Source organism: Aureimonas fodinaquatilis (genome assembly GCF_008369445.1).
Taxonomy (GTDB): Bacteria; Pseudomonadota; Alphaproteobacteria; order Rhizobiales; family Rhizobiaceae; genus Aureimonas; species Aureimonas fodinaquatilis.
The window spans coordinates 117746-143433 of sequence record NZ_VTWH01000002.1; the positions used below are offsets into that span (position 1 = coordinate 117746).

At 56.6% G+C, this 25688-nt stretch carries 27 protein-coding genes; 11 read left to right on the forward strand and 16 right to left on the reverse strand.

Annotated elements, in window-relative coordinates:
- Nucleotides 1–21: 21 nt before the first annotated feature.
- From FPY71_RS06615 to rpsF, 5 genes are all read right to left on the reverse strand, one after another.
- Nucleotides 22–1509: a replicative DNA helicase gene (locus tag FPY71_RS06615; RefSeq protein WP_149298958.1), complete on the reverse strand. Its 1488-nt coding sequence runs from the start codon at nt 1507–1509 to the stop codon at nt 22–24.
- A 187-nt stretch (nt 1510–1696) separates the two neighbouring features.
- Nucleotides 1697–2284, reverse strand: coding sequence for a 50S ribosomal protein L9 (rplI, locus tag FPY71_RS06620; RefSeq protein WP_149298960.1), 588 nt, complete (start codon nt 2282–2284; stop codon nt 1697–1699).
- A 25-nt stretch (nt 2285–2309) separates the two neighbouring features.
- Entirely contained in the window at nt 2310–3233 is a 924-nt protein-coding gene (locus FPY71_RS06625; RefSeq protein WP_149298962.1) for a DUF2232 domain-containing protein, read from the reverse strand.
- A 123-nt stretch (nt 3234–3356) separates the two neighbouring features.
- A complete protein-coding gene (gene rpsR / locus FPY71_RS06630) occupies nt 3357–3605 on the reverse strand; it encodes a 30S ribosomal protein S18 (protein WP_039193423.1) in 249 nt (82 codons plus the stop codon).
- Nucleotides 3605–4027, reverse strand: a complete 423-nt coding sequence (gene rpsF / locus FPY71_RS06635) for a 30S ribosomal protein S6 (protein ID WP_149298964.1) — start codon at nt 4025–4027, stop codon at nt 3605–3607. Before rpsF ends, rpsR begins: the two co-directional genes overlap by 1 nt.
- Before the next feature lie 328 nt (nt 4028–4355).
- Between rpsF and fabD the strand changes: the two genes are divergently transcribed.
- The 7 genes from fabD (at nt 4356) to gmk (ending at nt 10798) form a co-directional block, all read left to right on the forward strand.
- Complete coding sequence (gene fabD / locus FPY71_RS06640) at nt 4356–5297, forward strand: ACP S-malonyltransferase (RefSeq protein WP_149298966.1); 942 nt, start codon at nt 4356–4358, stop codon at nt 5295–5297.
- Nucleotides 5298–5302: 5 nt separating this feature from the next.
- Nucleotides 5303–6040, forward strand: a complete 738-nt coding sequence (gene fabG / locus FPY71_RS06645) for a 3-oxoacyl-[acyl-carrier-protein] reductase (protein WP_149298968.1) — start codon at nt 5303–5305, stop codon at nt 6038–6040.
- A 153-nt stretch (nt 6041–6193) separates the two neighbouring features.
- Nucleotides 6194–6430, forward strand: coding sequence for an acyl carrier protein (locus tag FPY71_RS06650; RefSeq protein WP_102957906.1), 237 nt, complete (start codon nt 6194–6196; stop codon nt 6428–6430).
- Between the two features lie 142 nt (nt 6431–6572).
- Nucleotides 6573–7835: a beta-ketoacyl-ACP synthase II gene (gene fabF, locus FPY71_RS06655; protein WP_149298970.1), complete on the forward strand. Its 1263-nt coding sequence runs from the start codon at nt 6573–6575 to the stop codon at nt 7833–7835.
- A 256-nt stretch (nt 7836–8091) separates the two neighbouring features.
- On the forward strand, nt 8092–9213 hold the full coding sequence (gene mltG / locus FPY71_RS06660) for an endolytic transglycosylase MltG (protein WP_246160179.1): 1122 nt from the start codon (nt 8092–8094) through the stop codon (nt 9211–9213).
- Nucleotides 9214–9233: 20 nt separating this feature from the next.
- Nucleotides 9234–10124 (forward strand): YicC/YloC family endoribonuclease, encoded by an 891-nt coding sequence (locus tag FPY71_RS06665; protein ID WP_246160180.1) that lies wholly within the window; start codon nt 9234–9236, stop codon nt 10122–10124.
- Nucleotides 10121–10798 (forward strand): guanylate kinase, encoded by a 678-nt coding sequence (gene gmk, locus FPY71_RS06670; RefSeq protein WP_149298972.1) that lies wholly within the window; start codon nt 10121–10123, stop codon nt 10796–10798. The genes FPY71_RS06665 and gmk overlap by 4 nt, the downstream gene beginning before the upstream one ends.
- A gap of 78 nt (nt 10799–10876) precedes the next feature.
- Here the strand turns inward: gmk and rsmA are convergent, their stop codons facing one another.
- Genes rsmA through FPY71_RS06705 form a run of 7 tightly spaced genes read right to left on the reverse strand, consistent with a single transcriptional unit; the run spans nt 10877 to nt 18653 of the window.
- Nucleotides 10877–11701, reverse strand: coding sequence for a 16S rRNA (adenine(1518)-N(6)/adenine(1519)-N(6))-dimethyltransferase RsmA (gene rsmA, locus FPY71_RS06675; protein WP_149298974.1), 825 nt, complete (start codon nt 11699–11701; stop codon nt 10877–10879).
- Nucleotides 11698–12723 carry a 4-hydroxythreonine-4-phosphate dehydrogenase PdxA gene (gene pdxA, locus FPY71_RS06680; protein ID WP_149298976.1) on the reverse strand — a complete coding sequence of 342 codons (1026 nt, stop codon included), beginning with the start codon at nt 12721–12723 and terminating at the stop codon, nt 11698–11700. The genes rsmA and pdxA overlap by 4 nt, the downstream gene beginning before the upstream one ends.
- A gap of 20 nt (nt 12724–12743) precedes the next feature.
- A complete protein-coding gene (locus FPY71_RS06685) occupies nt 12744–13676 on the reverse strand; it encodes a SurA N-terminal domain-containing protein (RefSeq protein WP_246160181.1) in 933 nt (310 codons plus the stop codon).
- A complete protein-coding gene (locus FPY71_RS06690; protein ID WP_149298978.1) occupies nt 13676–13873 on the reverse strand; it encodes a hypothetical protein in 198 nt (65 codons plus the stop codon). Before FPY71_RS06690 ends, FPY71_RS06685 begins: the two co-directional genes overlap by 1 nt.
- Before the next feature lie 52 nt (nt 13874–13925).
- Nucleotides 13926–16376 carry an LPS-assembly protein LptD gene (locus FPY71_RS06695; protein WP_149298980.1) on the reverse strand — a complete coding sequence of 817 codons (2451 nt, stop codon included), beginning with the start codon at nt 16374–16376 and terminating at the stop codon, nt 13926–13928.
- A gap of 1 nt (nt 16377) precedes the next feature.
- Nucleotides 16378–17460 (reverse strand): LPS export ABC transporter permease LptG, encoded by a 1083-nt coding sequence (lptG, locus tag FPY71_RS06700; RefSeq protein ID WP_149298982.1) that lies wholly within the window; start codon nt 17458–17460, stop codon nt 16378–16380.
- Nucleotides 17457–18653, reverse strand: coding sequence for an LptF/LptG family permease (locus FPY71_RS06705; RefSeq protein WP_246160182.1), 1197 nt, complete (start codon nt 18651–18653; stop codon nt 17457–17459). The genes lptG and FPY71_RS06705 overlap by 4 nt, the downstream gene beginning before the upstream one ends.
- A 246-nt stretch (nt 18654–18899) precedes the next feature.
- Between FPY71_RS06705 and FPY71_RS06710 the strand changes: the two genes are divergently transcribed.
- Both FPY71_RS06710 and FPY71_RS06715 read left to right on the forward strand, forming a co-directional pair.
- Nucleotides 18900–20399: a leucyl aminopeptidase gene (locus FPY71_RS06710; protein ID WP_149298984.1), complete on the forward strand. Its 1500-nt coding sequence runs from the start codon at nt 18900–18902 to the stop codon at nt 20397–20399.
- Nucleotides 20400–20410: 11 nt separating this feature from the next.
- Nucleotides 20411–20863, forward strand: a complete 453-nt coding sequence (locus tag FPY71_RS06715) for a DNA polymerase III subunit chi (protein WP_149298986.1) — start codon at nt 20411–20413, stop codon at nt 20861–20863.
- Nucleotides 20864–21077: 214 nt separating this feature from the next.
- Here the strand turns inward: FPY71_RS06715 and FPY71_RS06720 are convergent, their stop codons facing one another.
- Nucleotides 21078–22973: an ABC-F family ATP-binding cassette domain-containing protein gene (locus FPY71_RS06720; RefSeq protein ID WP_149298988.1), complete on the reverse strand. Its 1896-nt coding sequence runs from the start codon at nt 22971–22973 to the stop codon at nt 21078–21080.
- Between the two features lie 108 nt (nt 22974–23081).
- Between FPY71_RS06720 and FPY71_RS06725 the strand changes: the two genes are divergently transcribed.
- Together FPY71_RS06725 and ndk are read left to right on the forward strand one after the other, a co-directional pair.
- Complete coding sequence (locus FPY71_RS06725; RefSeq protein WP_149298990.1) at nt 23082–23771, forward strand: glutathione S-transferase family protein; 690 nt, start codon at nt 23082–23084, stop codon at nt 23769–23771.
- Nucleotides 23772–23851: 80 nt separating this feature from the next.
- Nucleotides 23852–24274 (forward strand): nucleoside-diphosphate kinase, encoded by a 423-nt coding sequence (gene ndk / locus FPY71_RS06730; protein ID WP_149298992.1) that lies wholly within the window; start codon nt 23852–23854, stop codon nt 24272–24274.
- A gap of 59 nt (nt 24275–24333) precedes the next feature.
- On the opposite strand, the gene FPY71_RS06735 is transcribed toward ndk, so the two are convergent.
- From FPY71_RS06735 to pgsA, 3 genes are read right to left on the reverse strand one after another with little or no spacing between them, the layout of a single operon-like run.
- Complete coding sequence (locus FPY71_RS06735) at nt 24334–24792, reverse strand: molybdenum cofactor biosynthesis protein MoaE (RefSeq protein ID WP_246160394.1); 459 nt, start codon at nt 24790–24792, stop codon at nt 24334–24336.
- Between the two features lies 1 nt (nt 24793).
- A complete protein-coding gene (gene moaD, locus FPY71_RS06740; protein ID WP_149298996.1) occupies nt 24794–25045 on the reverse strand; it encodes a molybdopterin converting factor subunit 1 in 252 nt (83 codons plus the stop codon).
- 42 nt (nt 25046–25087) lie between these two features.
- Complete coding sequence (pgsA, locus tag FPY71_RS06745; protein WP_149298998.1) at nt 25088–25669, reverse strand: CDP-diacylglycerol--glycerol-3-phosphate 3-phosphatidyltransferase; 582 nt, start codon at nt 25667–25669, stop codon at nt 25088–25090.
- Nucleotides 25670–25688 lie beyond the last annotated feature (19 nt).

Below are 25688 nucleotides of genomic sequence, written 5' to 3' on the forward strand. Positions count from 1 at the left end.
CTGCTACCCGGTTTCCAAGTTCTATTCAAACCGCTCTGGCAAATGAGAATCCTCTGCCAGATCGGTGAACCGCGTGAATTCGGCCTGAAAGGCCAGCTGAACGGTTCCGGTCGGGCCGTGACGCTGCTTGGCGATGATCACCTCGGCCTTGCCCCGCGCCTCATCCATTTGCTGCTGCCATTTCAGGTGCTCATCCGTTCCGGGCTTGGGTTCCTTGTTCTGGAGATAATACTCATCGCGATACACAAACATCACCACGTCGGCGTCTTGCTCAATCGAACCGGATTCACGCAAGTCCGCCAATTGTGGCCGCTTGTCTTCCCGGTTTTCGACCTGACGGGAAAGCTGTGACAGTGCGATAATCGGCACCGAAAGTTCCTTGGCCAGGGCCTTCAGGCCGGTGGTGATTTCGGTGATTTCCTGAACGCGGTTTTCGGATGCGCGCCGGGACGAACCTTGCATAAGCTGCAAATAGTCGATCACCATCACATCCAGCCCACGCTGCCGCTTCAGCCGCCGCGCCCGTGCCGCCAATTGCGCAATGGAGATACCACCGGTCTGGTCGATATAGAGCGGGGCGCGCTGCATCATTTCGGTGCAGGCAACAAGCTTGGCATATTCGGCATCGGTGATATTGCCACGCCGGATTTTGGAAGAAGAAACTTCGCTCTGTTCGGAAATGATACGCGTGGCCAACTGCTCTGCCGACATTTCGAGCGAAAAGAAAGCAACAACCCCGCCATTCTTGGCTTTGAAAGAGCCGTCGGCCTGTTCTGCCGCCTCGTAGGCACTGGCAACATTGAAAGCGATGTTGGTGGCCAGCGAGGTTTTGCCCATCGCAGGGCGACCCGCCAGAATGATCAAATCCGATGATTGCAGGCCACCCATGCGGCGGTCCAGTTCCCGGATGCCGCTGGAGGTTCCGGAAAGCCCGCCGTCACGATCCTTGGCGGCGCCCGCCATTTCGATGGCCAGCGCCATTGCATCGGAAAACGGCTGAAAGCCACCATCATAGCGCCCGGTTTCAGCCAGCTCAAAAAGCTTGCGCTCAGCTTCTTCAATCTGCTTTTTTGGCTCCATGTCCAACGGCGCGTCGAACGCGTCATTGACCATGTCTTCGCCAATGCGGATCAGCGAACGGCGAAGCGCCAGGTCGTAGATGCCGCGGCCATAGTCTGATGAGTTGATGATGGTTGTGGCTTCTGCAGCCAGGCGCGCCAGATACTGCGCGACGCTGATATCACCCACCCGATCATTCGCCGCCATGAAGGTTTTGATCGTGACCGGATTGGCAATCTTGCCCATGCGAATCATTTCCGATGCCTTGCCGAAAATTTCGCGGTGCAAAGGCTCGTGAAAATGTTCTGGCTTCAGAAAGTCATGAACAATGTAATAGGCATCATTATTGACCAGAATTGCGCCAAGCAAAGCTTGCTCTGCCTCGATATTGGATGGCGCCTCGCGATAAAGCTGCCCATCTTGCTCGGCCTTGCGCGCCGTTTCGGCCATAGCTGCCAACCTTATTTTTCGAGACACGACATTTTAGAGTGAGCGCAGGATTAAGTCACCGCTGTGAATTGGCACGCCGCAGGATGGGGCACGGTAAAAGCGCCGGGCAGCATCATCAAAAACAGCGTGGGGCCGGGCAGTTATATCCCGACCCCACGCTGTGGAAAACTTGGGGAAAACTGCCAGATCAGGCAGCGGTTTCCTCATCTTCTGCTTCTTCGGAGTCCGCGTCTTCCGCTTCATCCTCGGCTTCAACTTCGTCTTCATCGGTGCCGTAGATAGCATCAGCCGATGTCAGAAGCTCACCGCGTGCCTGACGCTCTGCTTCATCCGGCGAACGGGCAATATTGACGTCGACCTTAACTTCAACTTCCGCATGCAGAATGATGGAAACAGAGTGAAGACCAATTGTCTTCAGAGGCTGATTCAGGTTCACCGAATTGCGGCTGATGTTGAAGCCTTCGGCCTTGATCAGCTCTGCAAGATCACGTGCAGAAACTGAACCGTAGAGCTGGCCTGTTTCACCGGCGGAACGGATGATGACAATGCGCTTGCCTTCAAGCTGGCTGGCAATCGACTGCGCGTCGGTCCGGCGCTCTTCGTTGCGGGCGATCAGCTGTGCCTTCTGTGTTTCGAAACGTGCACGGTTGGCCTCGTTGTTGCGCAGCGCGCGGCCAGTTGGCAGCAGGTAATTGCGAGCAAAACCATCGCGCACACGCACAGTGTCGCCAAGCTGGCCAAGACGGGCAATGCGTTCAAGAAGAATGACTTCCATAGGATTTTCCTTTGAGTTCAGAATTTCAGTTTGAATTTCGGAATGAGTTGTTGCGAACCACGTTGACAATGCCCAGCACCATGAACGCGAGCAGCGGCAGCGAGGTAAACAGGATGAGAAAGTAAACGGTGAACAGGATCAGCATTCTGCCCGGAACCGGGCGGGTCAACCGGTGCATGGCTGCAAGGCCAACCATGGCAAAGGCCATGCCCAAAGCCCCTGTGAAAACCGAGGCGACAACCCCGACGGTGCCACCCAGAAGTGATGCGGCCAGCACCAGCGCCAGCACAATCAAGGCGGAACCGGGCAGGCTGAGCGTGGCCGGAATATCATCCACCGGGCGGGCAAGCTTGCCACTGGCGCGGGTGATGAAACCCGCGACATAGAGCAGACCGCACATGATGAACAAAAGCATGCCGGAAACCAGATAAGGCACAATGCGAAGCGCCATGTCGGCAAATTGCAGTTGTTCCTCGGCGCTCATGCCGGATTGGCCAAGCTCCATCGCCTGCACGACATACAGGCCAAACTGTTCCAGGCTAAAGCCGATAAGCCAGCCGATGATGATGCACGCACCCGCAGAAGCAAGAGTGATTGCCAGCAGAATATGCGATAGCGGATACCACTCAAGATATTCAGTGTTGTCTGATGCGGTGAACGAGCGGGAAAGACCGGCCAGATGACCGACCCATGCTGCCGGCAACGCCATGCCGACCAGAAGCGGGGCGCTGGCAAGAAGGGAACCGGTGGCGATGGTGAAGACTGCGCCCGCAACAAGCGCCGAAACAAGCCCAGCGAGACTGCCCCAACCCAGACTGGCGATAAAAATCGGCAGCGGAGCCAGCATGGCAATGATGATGCCAAGAACTGACTGGCTGACAACGGCTGCGAAAAGCAGGGCGCTTGTCAGGCCGGTGGCCAGTGAAACGAGAATAGCGGACTTATGCATTGGTTCTTTCGCTGTCCTGCAGATCTTGCAGTTAGGAGCCTTTGCCCCAACTTGGCGTTTTGCTTCTTCGCCCCCTGCCACGGAAGGCGAAGTCTGGCGGCGCAGGCGCCGCCAGACAGAATTTTACTTCAGCACATATGGCAGAAGGCCGAGGAACCGGGCGCGCTTGATGGCACGTGCCAGCTCGCGCTGGTTCTTCTGCGAAACAGCCGTAATGCGTGAAGGAACGATTTTGCCGCGCTCTGAAATGTAGCGCTGCAGAAGACGCACGTCCTTGTAGTCGATCTTCGGCGAATCACTCGCTGCAAAAGGATCGGACTTGCGACGACGGTGAAATGGCCGGCGTGTCGGCAACTGGGCGATATCAACCATTATACGGCCTCCTCGCTGCGCTCACGGCGCGGGCGGTCTTCCCGGTCACGGCGTGGTGGACGGTCGCCGCCATCACGGTCGTTGCGACGTGGACGGTCATCACGCTTCTGCATCATGGCCGACTGACCGTCTTCATGCTCCTCGACGCGAATGGTCATGTAGCGAAGAATGTCTTCGTTGAAACGCATCTGGCGTTCCATCTCAGCAACAGCGGCCGAAGGCGCGTCGATGTTGATCAGGGTGTAATACGCCTTGCGATTCTTCTTAATGCGATATGTCAGGGTCTTCAGACCCCAGCTCTCGACCTTGCCGACTTTGCCGCCATTAGCTTCAAGCACGCCGCGATATTGTTCAACGAGCGCTTCGACCTGCTGGCCGCTAATGTCCTGCCGGGCAAGAAATACGTGCTCATAGAGCGCCATATGGTTGCCTTTCCGTGTTTTAGCTTCACAATCCTGCTCGATTGACAGCGGCTAAGCCTCTGCAACTCTCCCGGAAGCAGCCCTTGGCGGGCTGGGTATGGAAAAGGCGCGTCAGTTGAGACGTCGAGAGCAGGGACACGGGAAGCGATGCAGGGCCTTACAGACCATGCGACGGCGGAAACCGCCCTTCCGTTCAGCCCCCGGCTGACAAATCGAGCATTGACGTGGCGGCATTTACGCGATTTCTCCTCAGTTCGCAAGGCTTGGCTTGACATGGCCGGTTCCGATACTCATTGACCCGCGTTAACAACAAAAGGAATTTGCTGACATGAAACTTGCATTGGTATTTCCGGGGCAGGGCAGCCAGGCAACTGGCATGGGGCACGAGCTTTACCAGGCATTTCCTGAAAGTCGGGCAGTCTTTGATGAAGTTGACGCGGCGCTGGGCGAAAAGCTGAGCCAGTTGATTTTTGAAGGACCGGACGAAACCCTGACTTTGACGGCCAATGCGCAGCCTGCCCTGATGGCGGTATCACTCGCCGCATTGCGGGCGATGGAATCACGCGGATTCAATCTGGCAAGCGCCAGCTATGTTGCAGGCCACTCTCTGGGTGAATATTCCGCACTGGCTGCCGCGGGCGCTTTGTCCATTGGTGAAACAGCCCGGCTGTTGCGCATTCGGGGCAACGCAATGCAGGCCGCCGTGCCTGCGGGTGAAGGCGCCATGGCCGCGATTATCGGTCTGGAAAATGACGCATTGGAAGCAGTGTGTGCTGCGGCCAGCGAAGATGGAACGGTGCAGATTGCCAATGACAATGGCGGCGGCCAGCTTGTGATTTCGGGCAGCAGGGGCGCAGTGGAGCGGGCGATGGCTCTGGCTTCTGAAAAGGGGGCCAAGCGCGCAATCGCGCTGCCGGTATCTGCACCTTTCCATAGTGCCTTGATGCAGCCTGCCGCCGACAAGATGGCCGAGGCGCTGCTGGGTGTGGACATTCATCAGCCCACCGTGCCGTTGATAGCAAATGTCATGGCGGCACCGGTTTCCGACCCGGAGCGGATCCGCGCTCAACTGGTGGAGCAAGTGACCGGGCAGGTGCGGTGGCGCGAAAGCATGATGTTCCTGGCCGATGATGCGGTTGATACTCTATTTGAAGTGGGGGCCGGTAAAGTGCTATCGGGCTTGGCAAAGCGGATCGACAAACGCCTGACCAGCCTGTCCATAGGCACACCGGCGGATGTCGAGGCGGCGATGCAGAAGCTGGGAGAATGAGTGGCATGTTCGATTTAACAGGGCGCAAAGCGCTGATCACCGGAGCAAGTGGCGGTATTGGTGAGGCAATTGCCCGCACGCTGCATTCTGCCGGTGCAACCGTTGGCTTGCATGGCACGCGCCGGGAAAAACTGGACGAACTGGCTGCTTCCCTGGGTGAGCGCGCACATGTCTTCACGGCCAATCTGGGCGACAGGGAAGATCAGAAGGCGTTGGCCGAAGCGGCTGACAGCGCCCTGGACGGAGTGGATATTCTGGTCAACAACGCCGGAATCACTCGCGACGGCCTTTTCGTGCGCATGTCGGATGACGACTGGGACAGCGTTGTGGAAGTGAACCTGACCGCGACATTTCGCCTGACCCGGGCTCTGACACATCAGATGATGCGCCGCCGTTATGGCCGCATCGTCAACATCACGTCTATCGTCGGGGTTACCGGAAATCCCGGCCAGACCAATTACTGTGCTGCCAAGGCGGGGCTTATCGGCTTTTCAAAATCGCTTGCGCAGGAAATTGCTTCGCGCAATGTGACGGTTAACTGCATTGCGCCGGGCTTTATCGAAAGCGCCATGACTGGCAAACTGAACGAAAAGCAGAAAGAATCAATTATGTCTGCGATTCCCATGAAACGCATGGGTGATCCGGCAGAAATTGCGGCTGCGGCATTGTTTCTTGCATCTGGCGAAGCAGCTTATGTTACAGGACAGACTATTCATGTGAATGGCGGAATGGCCATGATCTGATAAAGCTTTTCGGGCCATGTTGCTGCAAGGCGCAGGGCCCGGTTTTTCAGGAGCGGAGCTGCCATACGCCAGCACTTTGCAGCCTGGCCGCTTGATTAACCGTCTGGCGGCGTCTAACGAGAACGGCGAAACTAACTCATTAGAGGATATAATATGAGCGATACCGCTGAACGGGTGAAGAAGATCGTCGTCGAGCATCTTGGTGTAGAACAAGAGAAGGTGACAGATAACGCCAGCTTCATTGATGATCTTGGCGCAGACAGCCTGGACACGGTCGAACTCGTCATGGCTTTCGAAGAAGAGTTCGGCGTTGAAATTCCGGACGACGCTGCCGAGACGATTTTGACGGTTGGAGATGCGGTCAAGTTCATCGAAAAGAATCAGAGCTGATTCTTTCGTTGGTGCATTACGCGTTGCCGGGCTGAAAGGCCCGGCAAATTCTGACCGCGGCGTGGCCAGTGTGACGCTGGTTTGTGCCTGCTGCTGTGCGGCGTTTGCCCGGCAGCCTGCGTAAAGTATAAAAGGGTGCTTGATGAGGCGTGTTGTAATTACCGGCCTTGGCATGGTGTCACCACTGGCATCTGGCGTAGAAGCAAGCTGGAAGCGTCTGTTGGCCGGTCAAAGCGGCGCCGCTCGTATCACCGGGTTTGAGGTGGATGATCTGGCTTGCCAGATTGCATGCCAGATCCCGATGGGCGACGGCAGCGACGGTACTTTTTCTCCCGATCTGATTATGGAGCCCAAAGAACAGCGCAAGGTTGACCCATTTATTGTTTATGCGGTCGCCGCTGCTGATGAAGCTTTGGCCGATGCCAACTGGCATCCTGAAAACAATGAAGACCAAGAGCGTACCGGCGTCCTTATCGGCTCGGGAATTGGTGGTCTGGAAGGCATTGTTGAGGCGGGTTACACACTACGCGACAAGGGTCCTCGGCGGATATCTCCGTTCTTCATTCCCGGTCGGTTGATCAATCTGGCGTCCGGCCATGTTTCAATCCGGCACAAGCTGCGCGGCCCGAACCATTCGGTTGTTACAGCCTGCTCCACCGGTGCGCACGCCATTGGCGATGCGGCAAGGTTGATTGCGCTGGATGATGCCGATGTCATGGTTGCCGGCGGAACCGAGTCTCCTGTCTGCCGCATTTCCATGGCAGGTTTTGCTGCATGCAAAGCGCTTTCCACCATGCGCAATGACGATCCTACCAGGGCATCCCGCCCCTATGACGCAGACCGGGACGGTTTCGTCATGGGTGAGGGCGCGGGCATCATGGTGCTGGAAGAATACGAACATGCGAAAGCCCGCGGCGCAAAGATTTATGCGGAAGTGGTGGGTTATGGTCTGAGCGGTGATGCGTTTCACATCACGGCACCATCCGAACACGGCGAAGGTGCCGAGCGCTGCATGCGCGCCGCTTTGAAGCGGGCAGGGCTGGAGCCTTCGCAGATCGACTATATCAACGCCCATGGCACTTCGACCATGGCCGATACGATTGAGCTTGGTGCGGTGGAAAGATTGCTGGGCGATGCGGCAAGCCACGTCTCCATGTCATCCACAAAATCGGCCATTGGCCATTTGCTGGGTGCTGCCGGTGCGGTGGAGGCAATTTTCTCAACCCTCGCCATTCGCGACAATGTTGCGCCGCCGACTCTGAATCTCGACAATCCTTCGGTTGAAACCGCCATTGATCTTGTGCCCCACGTCAAGCGTGAACGGCAGATTGATGTTGTATTGTCGAACTCGTTTGGATTTGGCGGAACGAACGCTTCGCTGGTTGTAAAGCGGGTTACGGACTGAAGCATTTCCTGCTGAAGCGGACTCGTTCTGGCAGCAGGGCAATGCGCAACAAAGAGCTCAACATTTCGGGCGATTACGGCATCGCCTGGAATGGTCCAACCCGGCTTTCGCCATATTGATCCGGTAACCCGAGCGAAACTGTCAGACGGTTTCGTCCGGGCGGTAACCGCAGAGCATTGAGTCAGGGTATTTCGGCGAACGGATCGCAAAGCGGAAATACCCTGCTGCATCAATTGATTTGAGAGGCTCGTATCCTGTGACTGATCTGACGAGAGGCGGCGGAAGAACACCGGATTCTGAATCCACTGGAAAGCGGCGCAAAAAAGGTCGTTCTCGCGGGTCGCGCAACGCCATCATCGTTTTCATCAATTTCATGCTTGGCTTGGCCGTCATTGCCTTGATTGGCGGTGCGGCCATGTTTTACTGGGGCAAATTGCAGTTTGAGGGGCGTGGCCCACTGCAACAGGATGTAACCTACATGGTTCCGCGTGGCGGAGCGCTGGCTACAATCTCTGACGGCCTGGCGAATGCCGGCATCATTTCAAATCCACTGGTTTTTCAGGTAGGAGCGCGGCTATCCGGTGCGGGTGGCCAGTTGAAAGCGGGCGAATATGGTTTCCCCGCTGGCACATCCATGCAGCAGGTCCTGGAAAAACTGGTGGCCGGGAGATCGATCGTGCACTCTGTCACCGTGCCGGAAGGTTGGACGGTCGCGCAGATTTATGCCCGGCTTGAGGGTGACGACGCTTTGATGGGCAATCTTCCACCCATGCCGGCTGAAGGAAGTCTGCTGCCGGAGACATATACATTCACGCGCGGCACCAGCCGTAACGAGCTGATTTCGCAGATGTCGGATGCGCACACTGCGATGGTGGAACAGATATGGGCCACCAGGGTGGACAATCTGCCGATCGATACGGTTGAAGAGTTTGTAACGCTGGCTTCGATTGTCGAGCGGGAAACCGGTGTTGATGCGGAACGGCCGCATGTGGCTTCTGTGTTCATCAACAGGCTGCGCCAGAACATGCGGCTTCAATCGGATCCAACCTTTATCTACGGAATCTGGGGCGGCGCGGGTAAGCCGTCAGGCGAACCGCTGCGCAGGTCTCATATTCAAAGCGACACGCCATACAACACCTATGTCATACCGGCCTTGCCACCTGGCCCGATTGCCAATCCCGGGCGCGCTGCGCTGGAAGCTGTGGCGAAGCCGCTGGAAACCGACGACCTGTATTTCGTGGCTGATGGTGAGGGTGGGCATGTGTTTGCCCAAACGCTGGCAGAGCACAACCGCAATGTTGCACGATACCGGGAAGTGATGCGGGCGCGCGGTGCCGCTGCCGCTGCTGAAAACAGTGACGCCGAGTTGGTTGAGTAAGCTTGAAAGAGTGCCGTAATATGGGAAAGCCCGTTGCCAGCATGACGGGCTTTGCCCGCTTTGAAACCGACATTCAGGGACGGCTTGTCGCCTGGGAGCTTCGTTCGGTCAACGGCAAGGGGCTGGATGCCAAAATCCGCCTGAACTCAGGTTATGAAGCTCTGGAACCTGACATACGCCGGATGATGTCCGGGCATCTGGTCCGTGGCAATCTGCAAATTTCCTTACAGCTGCAAAAATCGATTGGCGAAAGCACACCTGCCGTCAACATGGCGGTGTTGATGGACTATGCTGCGGTTTGTGACAGTCTGGTTGCTAATGGGCATGCGGCTCTGCCAACGGCAGATGGCCTGCTGGCGCTGCGCGGGGTTATTGACCAGCCGGTGGACATGGTGGTGCAGCCGGACAAGCCGCTGCTGGATGAGATGCTGCTAGCGTTTGCCAGTGGGTTGGACCGGTTGATCAGTGCGCGGCAGGCCGAGGGGCGGGAGATTGCCCAGGTGCTGATGCGCCGTCTGGATGAAATGGAAAGCCTGGTGGTTGCTGCGGAAGCGGATGATGCGCGCAGACCTGCCGTCATTCAGGCACGGTTGAAAGCGCAGGTCGAAGCTTTGCTTGGTACAGGCATCGGGCTGGATGAAGGTCGCCTGGCACAGGAAGCCGCGTTGCTGGCCACCCGGGCGGATGTTCAGGAAGAACTGGACAGATTGCGCGCGCATATTGCCGCCGCCCGCACTATGCTGGCGGAAGGTGGGGCAGTTGGGCGCAGGCTCGATTTTCTATCACAGGAATTTAACCGCGAATCGAATACACTGTGCGCGAAATCCAACGCGACGTCGCTGACGGCAATCGGTCTCCAGCTCAAGGTCGTTGTGGACCAATTCAGGGAACAGGTTCAAAATATCGAATGAGGCCGCTCGTTGACACCGAATCCCCGCTGCCGATTGCCCGGCGCGGGTTGATGCTTGTTATCTCCTCTCCATCAGGTGCAGGAAAATCCACCATTGCGCGCAGCTTGCTGGAGCAGGACAACCGTTTCTCCCTGTCCGTCAGTGTAACAACACGCAAGCGGCGCCCAAGCGAAATTGATGGAGTGCATTACCACTTCATCACGCATGATGAATTTGACCGGCTGAGAAATGGCGACGCGCTGCTGGAATGGGCAGAAGTGCATGGCAATTTTTACGGAACGCCTCGCGAAGCAGCAGAAAAGGCCATGCGTGAAGGCCGGGACATGCTGTTTGATATTGACTGGCAGGGCGCGCGCCAGTTGCAGGACCAGGCCAAGGCCGACATTGTCTCGATCTTCATTCTGCCACCTTCAATGGCAGAGCTCCGCTCGCGTTTGAACCGGCGGGCGGAAGATTCCGCCGAATCCATCAATATGCGGCTGCGCAATGCCAAGGTGGAAATAGAGCGTTGGCGCGACTACGAATATGTTGTCATCAATGACGATCTGGATCGCGCATTTGCCGCCGTTCTATCGATTGTTAACGCAGAACGTCTGCGCCGCGACCGCCGCCCCGGCCTGTTTGATTTTACCGCTGATCTTCTGGAACAAGCAGAGCGGTTGATGGAAGAATAGTGGGCTTCAGAAGCGTTTCATGTGATTTTTCGTCCACCTGAAACGCTCTGCCAAACAATCTGCGGCATTTGCGTTGCTTCACAGCGCATTTGCCAGAGACACAAACTCTGCCACTGAAAGGGTTTCTGCCCGCCGTTGCGGATCGATGCCCACCAGTTTCAGCAGATTTTCTCCACCCAGACTTTTCAGGCTCTGCCGCAGCATTTTGCGACGTTGGCCAAAGGCCGCCGCCGTAACCTTTTCCAACGTCGCCAGATTGGCTTGCAAAGGTTGCTGGCGTGGCACAAGCTGCACCACGGCAGATGTGACTTTTGGCGGTGGCGTGAATGCCTGAGGCGGAAGATCGAATAAAATTCTGGCATCGCAACGCCAACCGCACAAGACACCAAGTCGGCCGTAATGGGCATCATCAGCGCCGGCAACAATGCGCAGGGCAACTTCTTTCTGAAACATCAAAGTCAGTGATGTCCACAGCGGTGGCCAGTCTGCGACCGTCAGCAGATCCAGCAAAATCTGTGTGCCAACATTATAGGGTAAATTGGCGACAACCTTGAACGGCCCGCCAGCCAGATCTGCCAGATCACATTGCAGCGCATCACCCTCAATCACATCCAGCCTGCCCGGAAAGGCGGCGGAGATTTCAGCCAGAGCAGGCAGGCAGCGCGGGTCTTTTTCAATCGCGATAACCTTTGCCGCGCCTTCCTGAAGCAAAGCACGGGTCAGGCCACCGGGACCGGGGCCGATTTCAACCACAACATCCTGGCTGCTCACTTGCGCCTGCCGGGCAATTTTTCCGGTCAGGTTCAAATCCAGCAGAAAATTCTGGCCAAGGGCTTTGCGTGGGTCCAGCCCGTGCGCCGCCAGAACATCACGCAAGGGAGGCAGCGTTGGAGAGGTGTTCACTGTGTATGGGTCCGAAAATTATGCCGCGATTGGGCCATGCGTGCTGCAAGATCAATTGCGGCAATGAAACTGTCCGGTCTGGCCCGCCCTGATGCGGCTAGCCCCATCGCAGTTCCGTGGTCGGGCGATGTGCGAATGATCGGCAGGCCAAGTGTCACGTTCACTGCCTGATCAAAGCCCAGCGTTTTAACCGGGATGAGCGCCTGATCATGATACATGCACAAGGCGACATCGTAAGTCGAACGCGCTTCCGCATGAAACATCGTATCGGCAGGAAGCGGCCCGGTGGCGTCTATGCCCATGCCTTGCAACTTTTGCACCGCAGGCACAATGACGGAAATATCCTCCATGCCCAGCGCCCCACGCTCGCCCGCATGGGGGTTCAGCCCGGCAACTGCCAGAACCGGCTTTTCAAGGCCAAAATCCATCTGCAAATGCCGCACCACGATCTGCGCTGTTTCGACAATCAATTCTGTTGTCAGCGCGCCCACAACCTCGCTCAACGGAATGTGGATGGTCACAGGAACACAGGAAAGCTCAGGCCCTGTCAGCAACATGACCGGCTGAATCTGCCGCCCGCTGGACCGCGCGCACAACTCTGCCAGAAACTCCGTGTGGCCGGGGTGATTGAAGCCGGCATCATACAGTGCCTTTTTATCAATCGGGGCTGTCACCAGCGCGGAAGCTTCACCGCCAAGCACAAAAGCGGTGGCACGCTCAATTGCCTCCACCGTGCCCGCAGCGTTCTCGGATTTCAGTTCCCCCGGGCTGTCCAGGTGCGTGTTGTGCAGGGGAATGACCGGCAGGGCGTTGGCAAATGTTGCGGCAGCATGTTGTGGAGAATCGAGATTGGCGATTTCAACCCTGATACCCAGCCGCTCGGCGCGCCCGGCCAGCATCACCGGGTCGGCCAACACGAAAAATGGCGCCAATTGAAGTTTTTTTCTGTCTGCGTAGCAGGAAACAATCAGATCCGGGCCAATGCCAGACGGCTCACCAACTGAAATTGCAATCGGCTGCATGTCTGACCCTGGCAATGATATCATCTACGGACAATGGTTGCCGCATCACGCAGTCTTTTCAAAAGGGCCGCATCCGGCTCGGCGTTCTGGCTCAAGGATTCAAGATCCTGCGCCTGGTAAACAAGCTGCGCCGCACGGTCATCGGAAACGTTGCGGGCGCTGCATACGGCAATAAATTCCACACCGCGCTCGGTTACCTGGGGCCGCGTTGTTCCGCCGGTGGAAAGCCGCGAAACTTCGTCTTTCCAGCGTGGTGGCAACTCCGGCTGGGTAATGCGGCCAAGATCGCGCACAGTCACATCACGCAGACCTTGTGCAAGCTGCACAGTTTCGTTGCAGCTGCGAAAGCGCTGGCGCATGGAATTGGCTTCGCCGGTGCGGCGTTCCTTTGCGCTGCCTTCCGGCACCACAAATATTACCTGCTGCAACATATACTCAGTGGTGGAGGGCTTTTTGCCGCCCTGTTGCAGCATCCGCTGAACAACATCCTGTTCACTCAGCCGCTCGGCCTGCTGCGTGTTCATGCGCACAACCTGGCCCCAGCCCATCTGCACGCGAATATATTCTTTGAATCCGGCAGCGGTGAAACCAGCCTGCGAGAAAACCTGGCCCAACTGCGCCTCTGACAGTTTGTTCTGTTTGGCAAAATTGGCGAAAGCTGCGTCGACCGCAGCATCCGGCACGCTTACGCCACGACGGCGCATTTCCTGCCGCTTGATCACTTCGTCGATCAGCTCATTGGTCGCAGCCTCGGCCGTAGCGGGCGAGCGACGAAGCTTCAGGAATGCCTGCCGAAGCTGGACCTGATAGGAGGTCACGGCTTCTTTATTGACCACAACCCTGATCTGCGTAGCGGCCACCGCCTGATCTGTGACAACGGCGCTCAGGCTGACAGAGCCGAGCAGAACCATCGAAGCGAGTGCGCTGCTTGCAAATATGCGTTTCAAGGTCATCAAGGATTCAGGCTCCCGCTCTTCAAATCAGCCGCTTCATTATCTGCTTTATTGCCTGTACGAAACTGTTTTGGCAAAAGAATGATCGTTTCCGGCAAAATCCGTAGTTGCAACTGATAAAACCGCGTTATCTGGCGTTTGCTGCCATATTGAGTGAAAACGCCATCTGGTTGAAAAGCCAGAATAGCCGCTTTCACCTGAAAAAAGCAATTTTTTCCCGTTGTTCAATATGCTGCGGCACGTCTGGCTCTAGTCATTGCCAAGATTGTAATTGAAGTCGGTTTCCACCAGCGTGCGCAGAGACAGCCGAACCATGACGGTGCTCTCGGAAGATGCGAGCTGGTAGCGGTCATTGGTGCTTTGATAGGTGGCGATCAGGCTGAAGCATTCATCCGCGTAGCCAACGCCGAACGATTTGGAAATGATCGAGTCATTCTCGATGTCATAGCCGACCGACCCAAAGGCAAGCAGCGTATCGGTCAAGCGCACGGATGCATTGGTCTGAACCTGCTGCCGGTCCACCGGCAATCCATAGATAGGCTGCGCCGCAATCTGCGAATAGGTGACCGAGCCGCTGAAACGCCCGGCGGCAAAGGATGATGAAAGATCGGCACGGCGCAGATCGAAATTGCTTTCATCAAACCGGCCCTGCGCGCTCAAAGTCACGCCAACCGGCAAAGTCAGAGCAACGCCGGACACATAATCCGAGCGGTCGGTTTCCAGACCGGAATCGTAACCCACCAGCGAAAGATCATCTGCCGCAAATGGGTTTTTGCCAGCAAGCTGGTAGGATTGGCCGGCAATGGCGTTGAGGAAATAGCGACCGCCCAACACGCCGGAATATTGAATTCCGACATTGGCGCGGGTGCCGCCTTCCATCCGGTCATAGCCGGTGAATTTGTCGTGACTGAACAGGTTGGTCGAATTGAAAACCAGCGTCTGCGAATCTTCATTCGGCAGTTTTCCAGCGTCCATTTCATCCGGGCGGATCAGCAACTGTGCAATCGGTTCAAACACATGCGATGTGTTGGCTGTTTCGATCAGGTAGGGATAGCGCGCCTCAATGGCTGCGGTTGCCATGCCGCGCGCACCGGTTTCGTTGATCGAAATGGCACCAAGGTCGCTGTACAGCGAGCCGTAATCATAGCCAGGCGATTCCATTTTGGCGGTGTAAAGGTCGCCTCGTCCTGCCACGGAGGGGGTCAGCACCAGCCCTCCATCGGTGATGTATTCGCTTTTCCAGCTTGTTTCCACGGTGGCGCGTGCGTAGTCGCCTTCCAGCGTGTTCTGCCGGAAAGTGTCTGTCCGATATGGAAATACGCCGGATCCGGTGCAGCGCCCTTCATCGTAAAACGGTTCTTCGCAGATCAGAAGCGAAGCCGGGAAGGTGTTGTCCCGCCGAATATTGGTGATGTTGGCGTCCAACTGCACCTGTCCGCCCAGGATCTTCTGCTCGGCGATATACTGGTAGTCCAGCGATGGCAGAATGTAGGGCTGCACCTCCTCGTTGAAGGTGTTCAAAGTCTGGACGTCGAATTTCTGAGCACGCAGATCAAAGAAGCTCTGGCTGCCAAGCCCGGTCAGATAAATTTCCGAAGAGCGATAAATGTCGGAAAAATTGTCGATCTCATAGGCATTGGAGAAATTCGGATCACTCTGGGCCAGAACATCCCAGCCGAACGTCCATTGTTCGTTCAGGGCAAAGCGACCAGTGGTGCCGATCATGCCACGGGTTTTGCCTGGCACATCTTCAAAGCTGGTAATGCCATCTGACCAGAAATCGTCAAACCTGTCCGGATTGTTCTGCGAAATGCCCGCTGCCTGCAACGTGAAATAACCGTTGCCGAACGCCTTGCGGTATTCCACTTCGCCCAGAAAACCCTGACGCGAATAATAGGTGCCGGCAACCGTGGCGTCCGAACTGTCGGAAATTGCAAGGAAGTAAGGTACGCGCAAGCCAAAACCGGTTTCATCGGACTGGCGGAACTCAGGCGCCAGAAAGCCGCTGCGGCGCTTGACCGTAGGATCTGGGGAGGCAAAGTAAGGCAGATAGGCCAAGGGCAGGCCATAAAGTTCGAACCTTGCACCATAATAGCGAATGATCTGGTTCTTCTGATCCCAGACAATGCGGCGCGCCTTTACCTGCCACAGAGGTGGGCGGTCCGGGTTTGCCTCGCAAGCCTCACAGGCGGTGTAAACTCCGCGCTCAAATGTTGTAACCGACCCGGATTCGCGCACCGCTTCTGCTGCGGCAAGGCGCGTATTGTCCGGTGTTTCAATGCGCAGTGCCTCGATAAAGCCATCGGCAAAATCATCGGTCACATCAATGGCGTCGGCGTAAACCTTGTTGCCACCCGGTTCCAGCAATTCCACATCGCCAACAGCCACCAGTCGCTTCAGATTCTGATCATACACAATCTCGCGAGCAACAAGCTTGTATTGGCCATAATCTATCTGAACGCCGCCAGACGCCGTTACCGTTGCGGATTCGCTGTCGTAGGAAACAGTGTCTGCCTCCAGAAACAGTTGCTCGCCCGCCTCGATATTAACGTTGGCACCCAGAGATTCCAGGCTTTCCTGTGCGTATCCGGCATCGCCCTGACCAACAAGCGCGCCCAAGGCAACACCAGCCAGCAATGCGCCTTTAACAAACAACTGTCTGCGGGCGCTCGAGCGGCGCGAAGTCCCCCTCGCGATCATGTTACCCATCCTCCTGATGGAGCAGGACTGTTACCCCGAACAGACCTGCCGCCATGGCCGGAAACCACGCCGCTGCAGCGGGTGGAACTACTGAACTGCTTCCCAGCGCTTGCGCCAGAAATGTTGCGACATAAAGCACGAAGCCAGCCGCAACACCACCTATGATTGTGGCTGTGGATTGCCCCGTACGAGAATATTGCACGGCCACGGTGGCCGCTACCAGCGTCATTGCCATAAACAGTGCCGGTTTGGCCAGCAATGTGAACAGCCGCATGGAAAATGCGTCGGCATTATAGCCAAGACTTCTTGCCGCTTCGATTTTGCCTGGAAGTTCCCAGATCGAAATGGTTTCAGGATTGGCCAGCCGTTGCTCGATATATTCCGGCAACAGGGTTGTCGGAATGGAATAGGATGCCCGCTGTTCCGGCGAAAAGCCCACACGGGTGACAACGGGCTGGTGCAGAACCCACATACCTCTGCCAAGCGTGGCGTTGGGCGCATCAATCCGCTCACTGGCAATACCATTGTCATTCAACACAAAGGCCGTAACGCCGCCCAGCTCACTGCCGCCTGCAGACACGGCCTTTGCGCCGATGATGGAGTTGACCCCGTTGCCGCTCTGGCGAAGCCATGGCGTGCGGTTGGCATTGTCATCTGCCCGGTCGCCGGCAAACTGCGTTTCCAGATCGGCAGACCAGTTTTGCGCCACCGTTGCCAGCGGGCTGTAAACGGCCGTGGCAAACACGCCAAGCAGCAGCGACCCGGCCAGAAATGGCAGCAAAATCTGCCAGATGGAAATGCCCGCGGCCCTGGCAACAACCAGCTCCATTTTGCGGTTCAGCGAAACCAGCGTGAAAATAGAGGCAAACAGCACGATGAACGGAAACGCCTGCTCCAGAAAGGCCGGGACGCGGTAGGCAGAAATTGCCGCTACAGTGGCAAAGTCAATGCCGTCGAAACGACCGCGGCGGCTCAGCTCTATCAGGTCAACCAGATAGACCAGCGCCAGCACCATGGCAAAGATTGCCACCACATTGCTGATGTATAGCCGCATGAAATAGAGGTTTATGGTGCGCCGGTTCATGCTGCACGTCCTTGCCGGCGGCGGCCGGGCAGCAGCTTTTGAGCGAACCGCATGGCGTTCTGCAAGCCGGCTTCCACCGCATGCACAAAGCGCGATTCCACGATATTGGTGTTTCGATGCAGCAGCACCAGACTGGTGATAATGCCCATGATGGGCAGGGCATAGACCAGCAGCACAAGGGCGGTGTTCTTTTCAACCTGCGACACTGCCATGAAGCCCGCCGCCTTGAGCAGCAGAGCGCCACCCAGTCCGATGATCATCGTGGCGCCCGGACCCTGACGGTTGGTGCGGGGCGGGCTGGCCACTGCTACGGCCCACAGAGCAAATGCCAGCGCATACAGCCAGTCACTGCGCCGCTGTGACAGCTCTTCAATAAAGCGGTTGGGGTGCGTCTGGAACAGCGGATCATTTGGATCGGGGTTGACCAGTTCGCCCGTGCTGCGCTCTGACATGCGCACCCAGTCGCGTGAGGAAACCGGGCGCAGATCAGCCAGGTCAAAGGCGTAGGTCTGAAATTCAATTACCGATATGGCCTTGTCATCTGCCGTGCGGCGATGAAGCTGGCCGTTTTTCAGCACCAGAAAAGATTCGCCGTTCAGATCGACAATGTTGGCTTCCTGCGCAAAATAATTGACGTCCATTTCAGGGTCGCGCGTATCTGCCAGAAACAGGCCGCGAATGGTTGCACCGCGCGTGTCTGAAACGCTCATGATCAGGCCATCCTGAATGCGTTCAAACCGGCCGGGCTGCAAAAACAGCGAAATGGCATTGGCGTTGATGGAGCGAATTCCGTCCTGAAAAGCCTTTGAGGCTTTTGGTCCGGCATAGTTGGAGTTGAACAGCACCAACGCCGCCGCAATGATGCCAACCAGCATGATGGGCCGGGCGATCAGATATTGCGATGCACCGGCAGCGGCCATGACAGAGCGTTCCGAATCTGCGTTCAATGAATTGAGCGCCTGTATGGAACCGACCAATATGGCGAAAGGCAGGACGCCCGCCGCCAGATCGGGCATCAACATCAAGGCTATCCATAGAATGTCGCTGGCGGCTCCAACCGTGGTGCGAACCAGATCAACGCGCTGCAGAACCTGAACCACCCAGACGACAAGAACCAGCGCTGCCAGCGATGCCAGGCTGAACAAGGCTGCGCGCTTGAAGATATATCGTTCCAGTAGCGTCATCGACCGCATGAATACTCGCTGTTTCCCGACGCATTTAACATCCGGCGTGTTGGCTGCAAAATCAGTGATTGCATCAACCTCGTTATAGAATGAGCTACCTTGGCTAAAGAAGGGCGAACAATCATGGCTAACAAAGTATGAACGTGAGAACTCTCTTGCAAAGAAGCGCTGCATTTCCAAGATAGGGTGGCGTTGAAATTTTTGACGCCCATATGATGATTCTCGATAAATCTCCCAATTTCCGGAGTTCTGCACATGGCTTCCACGCCGCTAATTGCTTTTTCGTCGCTTGAAGCACCCGCCCAGGGCGTCATGGTTCTGCTGGCAGGGGATGGCGCCATTTTGCCTGCTTCCATTTCCGAGGCGTTGAAGAATCAGATTGCGCGGGCCGCAACGGCAGCGAAATTCAAGGGTAAGCTGTTGTCTACGCTGGAGGTGCTGGCACCCGACGAGCCGGGAGTGGACAAGGTGCTTGTATTGGGCACCAAGGGTGAAGCCGAATTGACAGAAGAAGACTGGCTAAAATTGGGCGGTGTCGCCATGGCCGGTATTAAGGGCGCAGAAAATATTCTCATACGCGCTGAAATCGACGAGCCGGTTTCCGGGGCAAATGTTGCGGCCATGGCGCTTGGTGTTCTGCTGCGCGCTTATGAGTTTGACCGTTATAAATCCAAAAAGACCGACGATGCCGATGTAGAGGCCGGGTCCGGCAAGACAGCGACTATTTCCTTTGCATCGGCCGATGCGGATACTGCGCGCACCGCTTTTGAGGCAATTGATTCAGTCGGTGCAGGCGTTGTACTGGCGCGCGATCTGGTGAATGAGCCCGCCAATATTCTGACCACGGTGGAATATACCCGCCGCATTGAAGCCTTGCGGCATTACGGCCTGGAAGTGGAAGTCCTGGACGAAGTGAAAATGCGCGAGCTGAAAATGTTTGCGTTGCTCGGCGTTGCACAGGGTTCGCCCATGCCGCCACGCATGGTCATCATGCGGTGGAACGGCGGCCCGGAAGGTGAAGCGCCAGTAGCGTTCGTTGGCAAGGGCGTGGTGTTTGACACAGGTGGTGTTTCCATCAAACCTGCGGCAGGCATGGACGAGATGAAAGGTGACATGGGCGGCTCTGCCGCCGTTGTCGGCCTTATGCGCGCATTGGCTGGCCGCAAGGCCAAGGTGAATGCTGTCGGCGTTGTCGGTCTGGTGGAAAATGTTGTGGATGGGAACGCGCAGCGCCCAGGCGACATTGTAACTGCCATGTCCGGCACAACGATTGAGGTGCTGAACACCGATGCCGAGGGTCGGCTGGTTCTTGCGGATGCGCTTTGGTACACGCAGGAGCGGTTCAAGCCGAAATTCATGGTCAATCTGGCAACATTGACCGGCGCCATCATCGTGGCACTGGGCAACCATTATGCCGGACTCTTCGCCAATGATGACGAGCTTGCCGAACGGCTTTACGAGGCGGGCACTGTCACCGGTGAAAAAGTCTGGCGGATGCCTCTGGGCAAGGAATACGACAAGATGATTGAGGGCAAGTTTGCCGATATCCGCAATATTGGCGGTGGGCGTGCGGCTGGCTCCATCACCGCCGCGCAATTCCTGCAGCGCTTTGTCAACAAAGTGCCGTGGGCACATCTGGATGTGGCAGGCACCGCAATGTCTTCACCCTCGTCGGAATACAACCAGTCCTGGGGTTCCGGCTTCGGCGTCCGGCTGCTCAACCGCCTTGTTGCCGACCATTATGAAACGCGCTGAGTAACCGCCCTGTGGCCGAGGTGTTTTTCTACCATTTGACAGAAAGCCGGCTGGAGGAAGCCCTGCCGGACCTTCTGGAAAAGTGCCTCGCACGGGGGTGGCGTGTAGTGGTGCAGGCCGCCACGGAAGAGCGCCGCGATGCGCTGGATCAGCATTTGTGGGTTTACCGTGACGAAGCTTTCCTTCCGCACGGATCTGATGCGGAAGGCAACAGCGCACTGCAGCCGATTTTGCTGACCATAAACCCGGCGCAGAATGCAAATGACGCCCAAGTGCGCTTTCTGGTGGAGGGTGCATGCCCGCAAACTCTGGAGCCTTACGTGCGCGGCATCTATCTGTTTGACGGGCATGACGCCGATCAACTTACTGTTGCCCGGGAGCGGTGGAAGACAGAAAAGGCCGCAGGTCACAGCGTGGTTTACTGGCAGCAGGGCACAGACCGGCGTTGGGTCCGCAACGCCTGATCAGTCCTGTCGTTGAAGCCCAAGTGCCTCGACGGGAAATGCTTATCTGCTTGTCGCATTGTCCTGCCGTTGAAGCTAACGCTTCAACGGGAAATGCACTCCTTTGCTTGTCGCATTGTCCTTTCGTTGAAGCCAAAGGCTTCAACGGGAAATGCACTTCTTTGCTTGTCGCATTGTCCTGTCGTTGAAGCCAAAGGCTTCAACGGGAAATGCTTTAGTCCGCCATTGCCGCGTCATACTGCTCCGACGCTTCAATCCACTCCAGTTCAACCTTTTCCAAAGTGCGCTCAGCCACGGATTTTTGCTTGGCAAACTCCGTGGCTTTGGCGGGGCTGGATGTGTAAAGCGCCGGATCGCCCAGCTTTTCGTCCAGATCTGCAATGGTCTTCTGCAATCGGGACAATTGCGTTTCCAGCGTGGTGATCTGCCTGCGCAAAGGCTTCAAAGCCTCACGCTTTTCAGCCGCGCTCCGGCGCTGCTCAACCTTGGATACCGGAAGTTCCTCTGGCGCGACTTGCTCCCGCTCTTCGCGTGAGGCGGCCTTCGACCCGGAAAGCACCAGCTTCTTGTAGTCTTCCAGATCGCCATCATAACGCGAAACCGTGCCATCGCCGACAATCCACAGTCTGTCCATGGTTGCCTCGACCATGTGCCGGTCGTGGCTGATCAGAATGACAGCACCGGGATAGTCGTTCAGCGCCCGCACAAGACTTTCGCGCGCTTCGATATCCAGATGGTTTGTCGGTTCGTCCAGAATCAACAGATGCGGCGCGTTCAGCGTGGCAAGACCCATCAACAGCCGGGCCTTTTCACCGCCCGACAGCTTGTCGGCAATGGTGTCCATTTTATCCGTGCCAAGCCCCATGCGCGCAACGCGCCCCCGCAACCTGGATTCCGGCGTATCGGGCAGGGCGCGGCGCAAATGCTGCACCGCCGTTTCGTCCGGGCGCAGATCATCAATCTGATGCTGGGCGAAGAACGATATGCGCAAGCCACTTGCGCGCGTTACCGTGCCGCTATCTTCCTTCAATCGCTCGGCAATCAGCTTCGCAAATGTCGATTTGCCGTTGCCGTTGGAGCCAAGCAGAGCGATTCTGTCATCATGGTCGATCCGCAGGTTCAGGTTTTTCAGCACCGGCATTCCGGGTGTGTAGCCAACCTGCGCATTTTCCATCCGGATGATCGGCGAGGGCAGCATTTTATCCGGAGCGTCGAACACGAACGGCGTAACATTTTCTTCGACAATGGCCGCCAGCGGCTGCATACGCTCCAGCGCCTTGAGCCGGCTTTGCGCCTGCCGTGCCTTGCTGGCCTTTGCCCGGAACCGCTCAACAAACGCTTCCATATGTTTGCGTTCGGCCTGCTGCTTGGTGATCTGCTTCTGCAACAGCTCCATTTTTTCGGCCCGTTGCCGCTCAAACTGGTCGTAAGAGCCGCGATAGAAATTCAGCTTCTTCTGATCCAGATGGATGATCGAGTTCACCGCATTGTTCAGAACATCGCGATCGTGGCTGATAATCAGAACCGTGTATGGGTAGCGGGCCACGAAATTTTCCAGCCACAGCGTGCCTTCCATGTCGAGGTAGTTTGTCGGCTCGTCCAGCAGCAACAGATCCGGGCGGGAAAACAGCACAGCAGCCAGAGCAACGCGCATGCGCCAGCCACCGGAAAACGAAGACACCGGGCGCGATTGCGCAATCGGGCCAAAGCCAAGGCCGCTGAGAATTGAAGCGGCGCGCGATTCTGCAGAATGGCTTTCAATATCGGCAAGCCGCATGTGAATTTCCGCGATGCGGTGCGGATCCGTGGCAAGTTCCGCCTCTGCCAACAGAGCGACGCGCTCTTCATCGGCTTGCAGAACAATATCAAGCAGCGAATCTTCCGTGCCCGGCGCTTCCTGCGCTACCTGCCCGATGCGTGCATTGCGGGGCAGCGACACGTTGCCGCTTTCCGAAGCAAGATCGCCGGTGATCAGGCGGAAAAGCGTGGATTTTCCAGCACCGTTACGCCCCACAAGCCCGGCCTTCACACCATCTGGAATGGCGAGGCTGGCATGGTCTATCAAAAGGCGTCCGGCGACGCGTGCGGAGAGGTCGTTGATCTGAAGCATGCGCTGCTTTTGCCACGCCTTGGCCAGCGGGAAAAGAGCGCAGTGTGCAGTTGCGAAAGTTTATGCCATCTGTGACGATGGAAGCGCGGCAACAGACAGGGGCGTTCGATGGAAATTTTTCTCTATGAGCTTGTCGGTCATGATGTGACCAGACCATTTTCACCCCATTGCTGGAAAGCAAGAATGGCTTTGCGCCACAAGGGTCTGGAATATACCAGTCTGCCAGTGCCGTTTACCAAGGTGCGCCATGTCGAAGACGGTTTTGACCGCACGGTGCCCGTGCTGCGCCATGGCAAGGATGTGGTGCAGGATTCTTTCGCCATAGCGGAATATCTCGAAACCACTTACCCCGATCGTCCAAGCCTGTTTGGCGGAGAGGGCGGCCGTGCCATGGCCCGGTTTGTCGAAAGCTGGTCGCATGTCCACATCCGGTCCTTTGTTGTTTCCGCCGCATTGATGGACATTTACTCGCTGCTGGACGAGGTGGATAAAGAGCATTTCCGCCGCACGCGAGAAGCTTTTTTTGGCATGCGTCTGGAAGATGTTGTCAATCGTGACCCCGCCCGGCTGGACGAGTTTTCCCGCTCGCTTGAACCAATGCGCCTGACTTTGAAACGTCAGCCATTCCTGAACGGCAAATCGTCCGGTTTTGCCGATTATATTGTGTTCGGTCTGTTCCAATGGCTGCGCATCACCTCCAGCGTGCGCCCGCTGGCACCTGATGACAGCGTTTCTGAATGGTTTGAGCGGTGTCTCGACTTGTTTGACGGCGAGGGTCGAAAGATCACGGCGGCCTGAAGTGATGAGCACTTGCCGCATGGATGCGCTGGCTTTATAGACCCGCCATCCAATCAAGTCTGTTATAGAGGAACAGCCACATGGCTATTGAACGCACTTTCTCCATGATCAAGCCGGATGCGACCCGCCGCAATCTGACTGGCGCTATCACCAAGGTTCTGGAGGAAGCCGGTCTGCGCGTAGTTGCTTCCAAGCGCGTCTGGATGAGCCAGCGTGAGGCTGAAGGTTTTTACGCGGTTCACAAAGAGCGCCCATTCTTTGGTGAATTGGTTGAAACCATGATTTCCGGACCAACCGTCGTTCAGGTTCTGGAAGGCGAAAACGCCATTCTCAAGAACCGCGAAGTTATGGGTGCAACAAACCCTGCAAACGCCGATGAAGGCACAATCCGCAAGCTGTTTGCAGTGTCGATCGGTGAAAATTCGGTTCACGGTTCTGATGCGCCGGAAACTGCAGCTCAGGAAATTGCCTACTGGTTCTCCGACACTGAAGTTGTTGGCTGAATTTCAGACGTCTGAAAAAAAGGGGCGTTCTGCACATCAGCAGGACGCCCCTTTTTTCTTTAAAGCCTGTGCCAGCGGTCTGTGGCTGAAAGATCCGCATCCTTGGCATCCACCCAGGCGCCGACGGTGCCATCCAGCAAATGTTCGCGTTTCCAGAATGGGGCCCGGGTTTTCATAAAATCCATGACATAGGCACCCGCTTCAAATGCCGCATGCCGGTGAACAGAAGTGCATCCAGAAAATACAATTTCCTCACCTGGGGCTATTTTTCCAAAACGATGCACCACACAGGCCGAAATCAAAGGCCAGCGTGCCGCAGCTTCTGCCAGAATGTTCTGAATTTCCCGTTCTGCCATGCCGGGGTAGTGTTCCAGTTCCAGCGCGGATAGGCGGCCACCTTCATCCCGGCAATAGCCGCAGAACACAACAGCGGCCCCGGCTGCGCCGTCTGAGGATAGATTTGCAGTTTCTGCTGCAATATCAATTCTCTCCGACTGGACGACAACCCGGAACATCAGGTCAGCCACCCGTCATCGGCGGGAAAAAGCCGATTTCGGTAGCCCCGGCAATCGGGGTATCCTGTTGCACATGCTGGTGGTCTATCGCCACCCGAACCAGCTCGCCCGGCTGCAATGCGTGGTAGTAGTTGTCGCCCCGGCATTCCAGCCAGCGCAGAAGATCGGAAACTGTTGTCACCCCGGCCGGAAGCGACACTGTTTCCTCTGCAACGCCAATACGTTCCCGGATAGATGCAAAATAAGCCAGTTTCACTTCTGCCTCCTGCAACTTGCTGAGAGGATTTTAGACGGACTTCTAGACGTCTATATGGCGCAGGCCCGCACGAAAATAATCATACCCGGTATAAAGTGTGATAATTGCCGCCACCCATAAAAACAGAATGCCCAACTCGGTGATGAACGGGAACAGTTTATCACCTGCCGGGCCGGCCAGCAGAAATGTCAGTGCAACCATCTGCGCAGCCGTTTTCCATTTGGCAAGGCGGGTCACCGGCACGCTGACCTTTAGCGCCGCCAGATATTCACGCAGGCCCGAAACCAGAATTTCGCGGCACAGAATCACGATTGCTGCCCAGATTGCCCACCCGGCAATGGTGCCATCTGCTGCCAGAAGCAGAAGCGCCGCTGCCACCAGCAGCTTGTCGGCTATCGGGTCCAGCATGCGGCCGATATTCGACGTCTGCTTCCACGCCCGTGCAAGATAGCCATCCAGCCAATCGGTGATGCTTGCTGCAATAAACAGGAACATGGCCCACCAACGCGCCGTGTCCGACCCGTGCAACCGGCCTTCCACGAAAAAGCAGAGCACCACCAGCGGCACCGCAACGATGCGCGAGTAAGTGAGGATATTGGGAATGTTCAAGGCCCTGGAGGACATGGAAGATACGCCTGTCTGA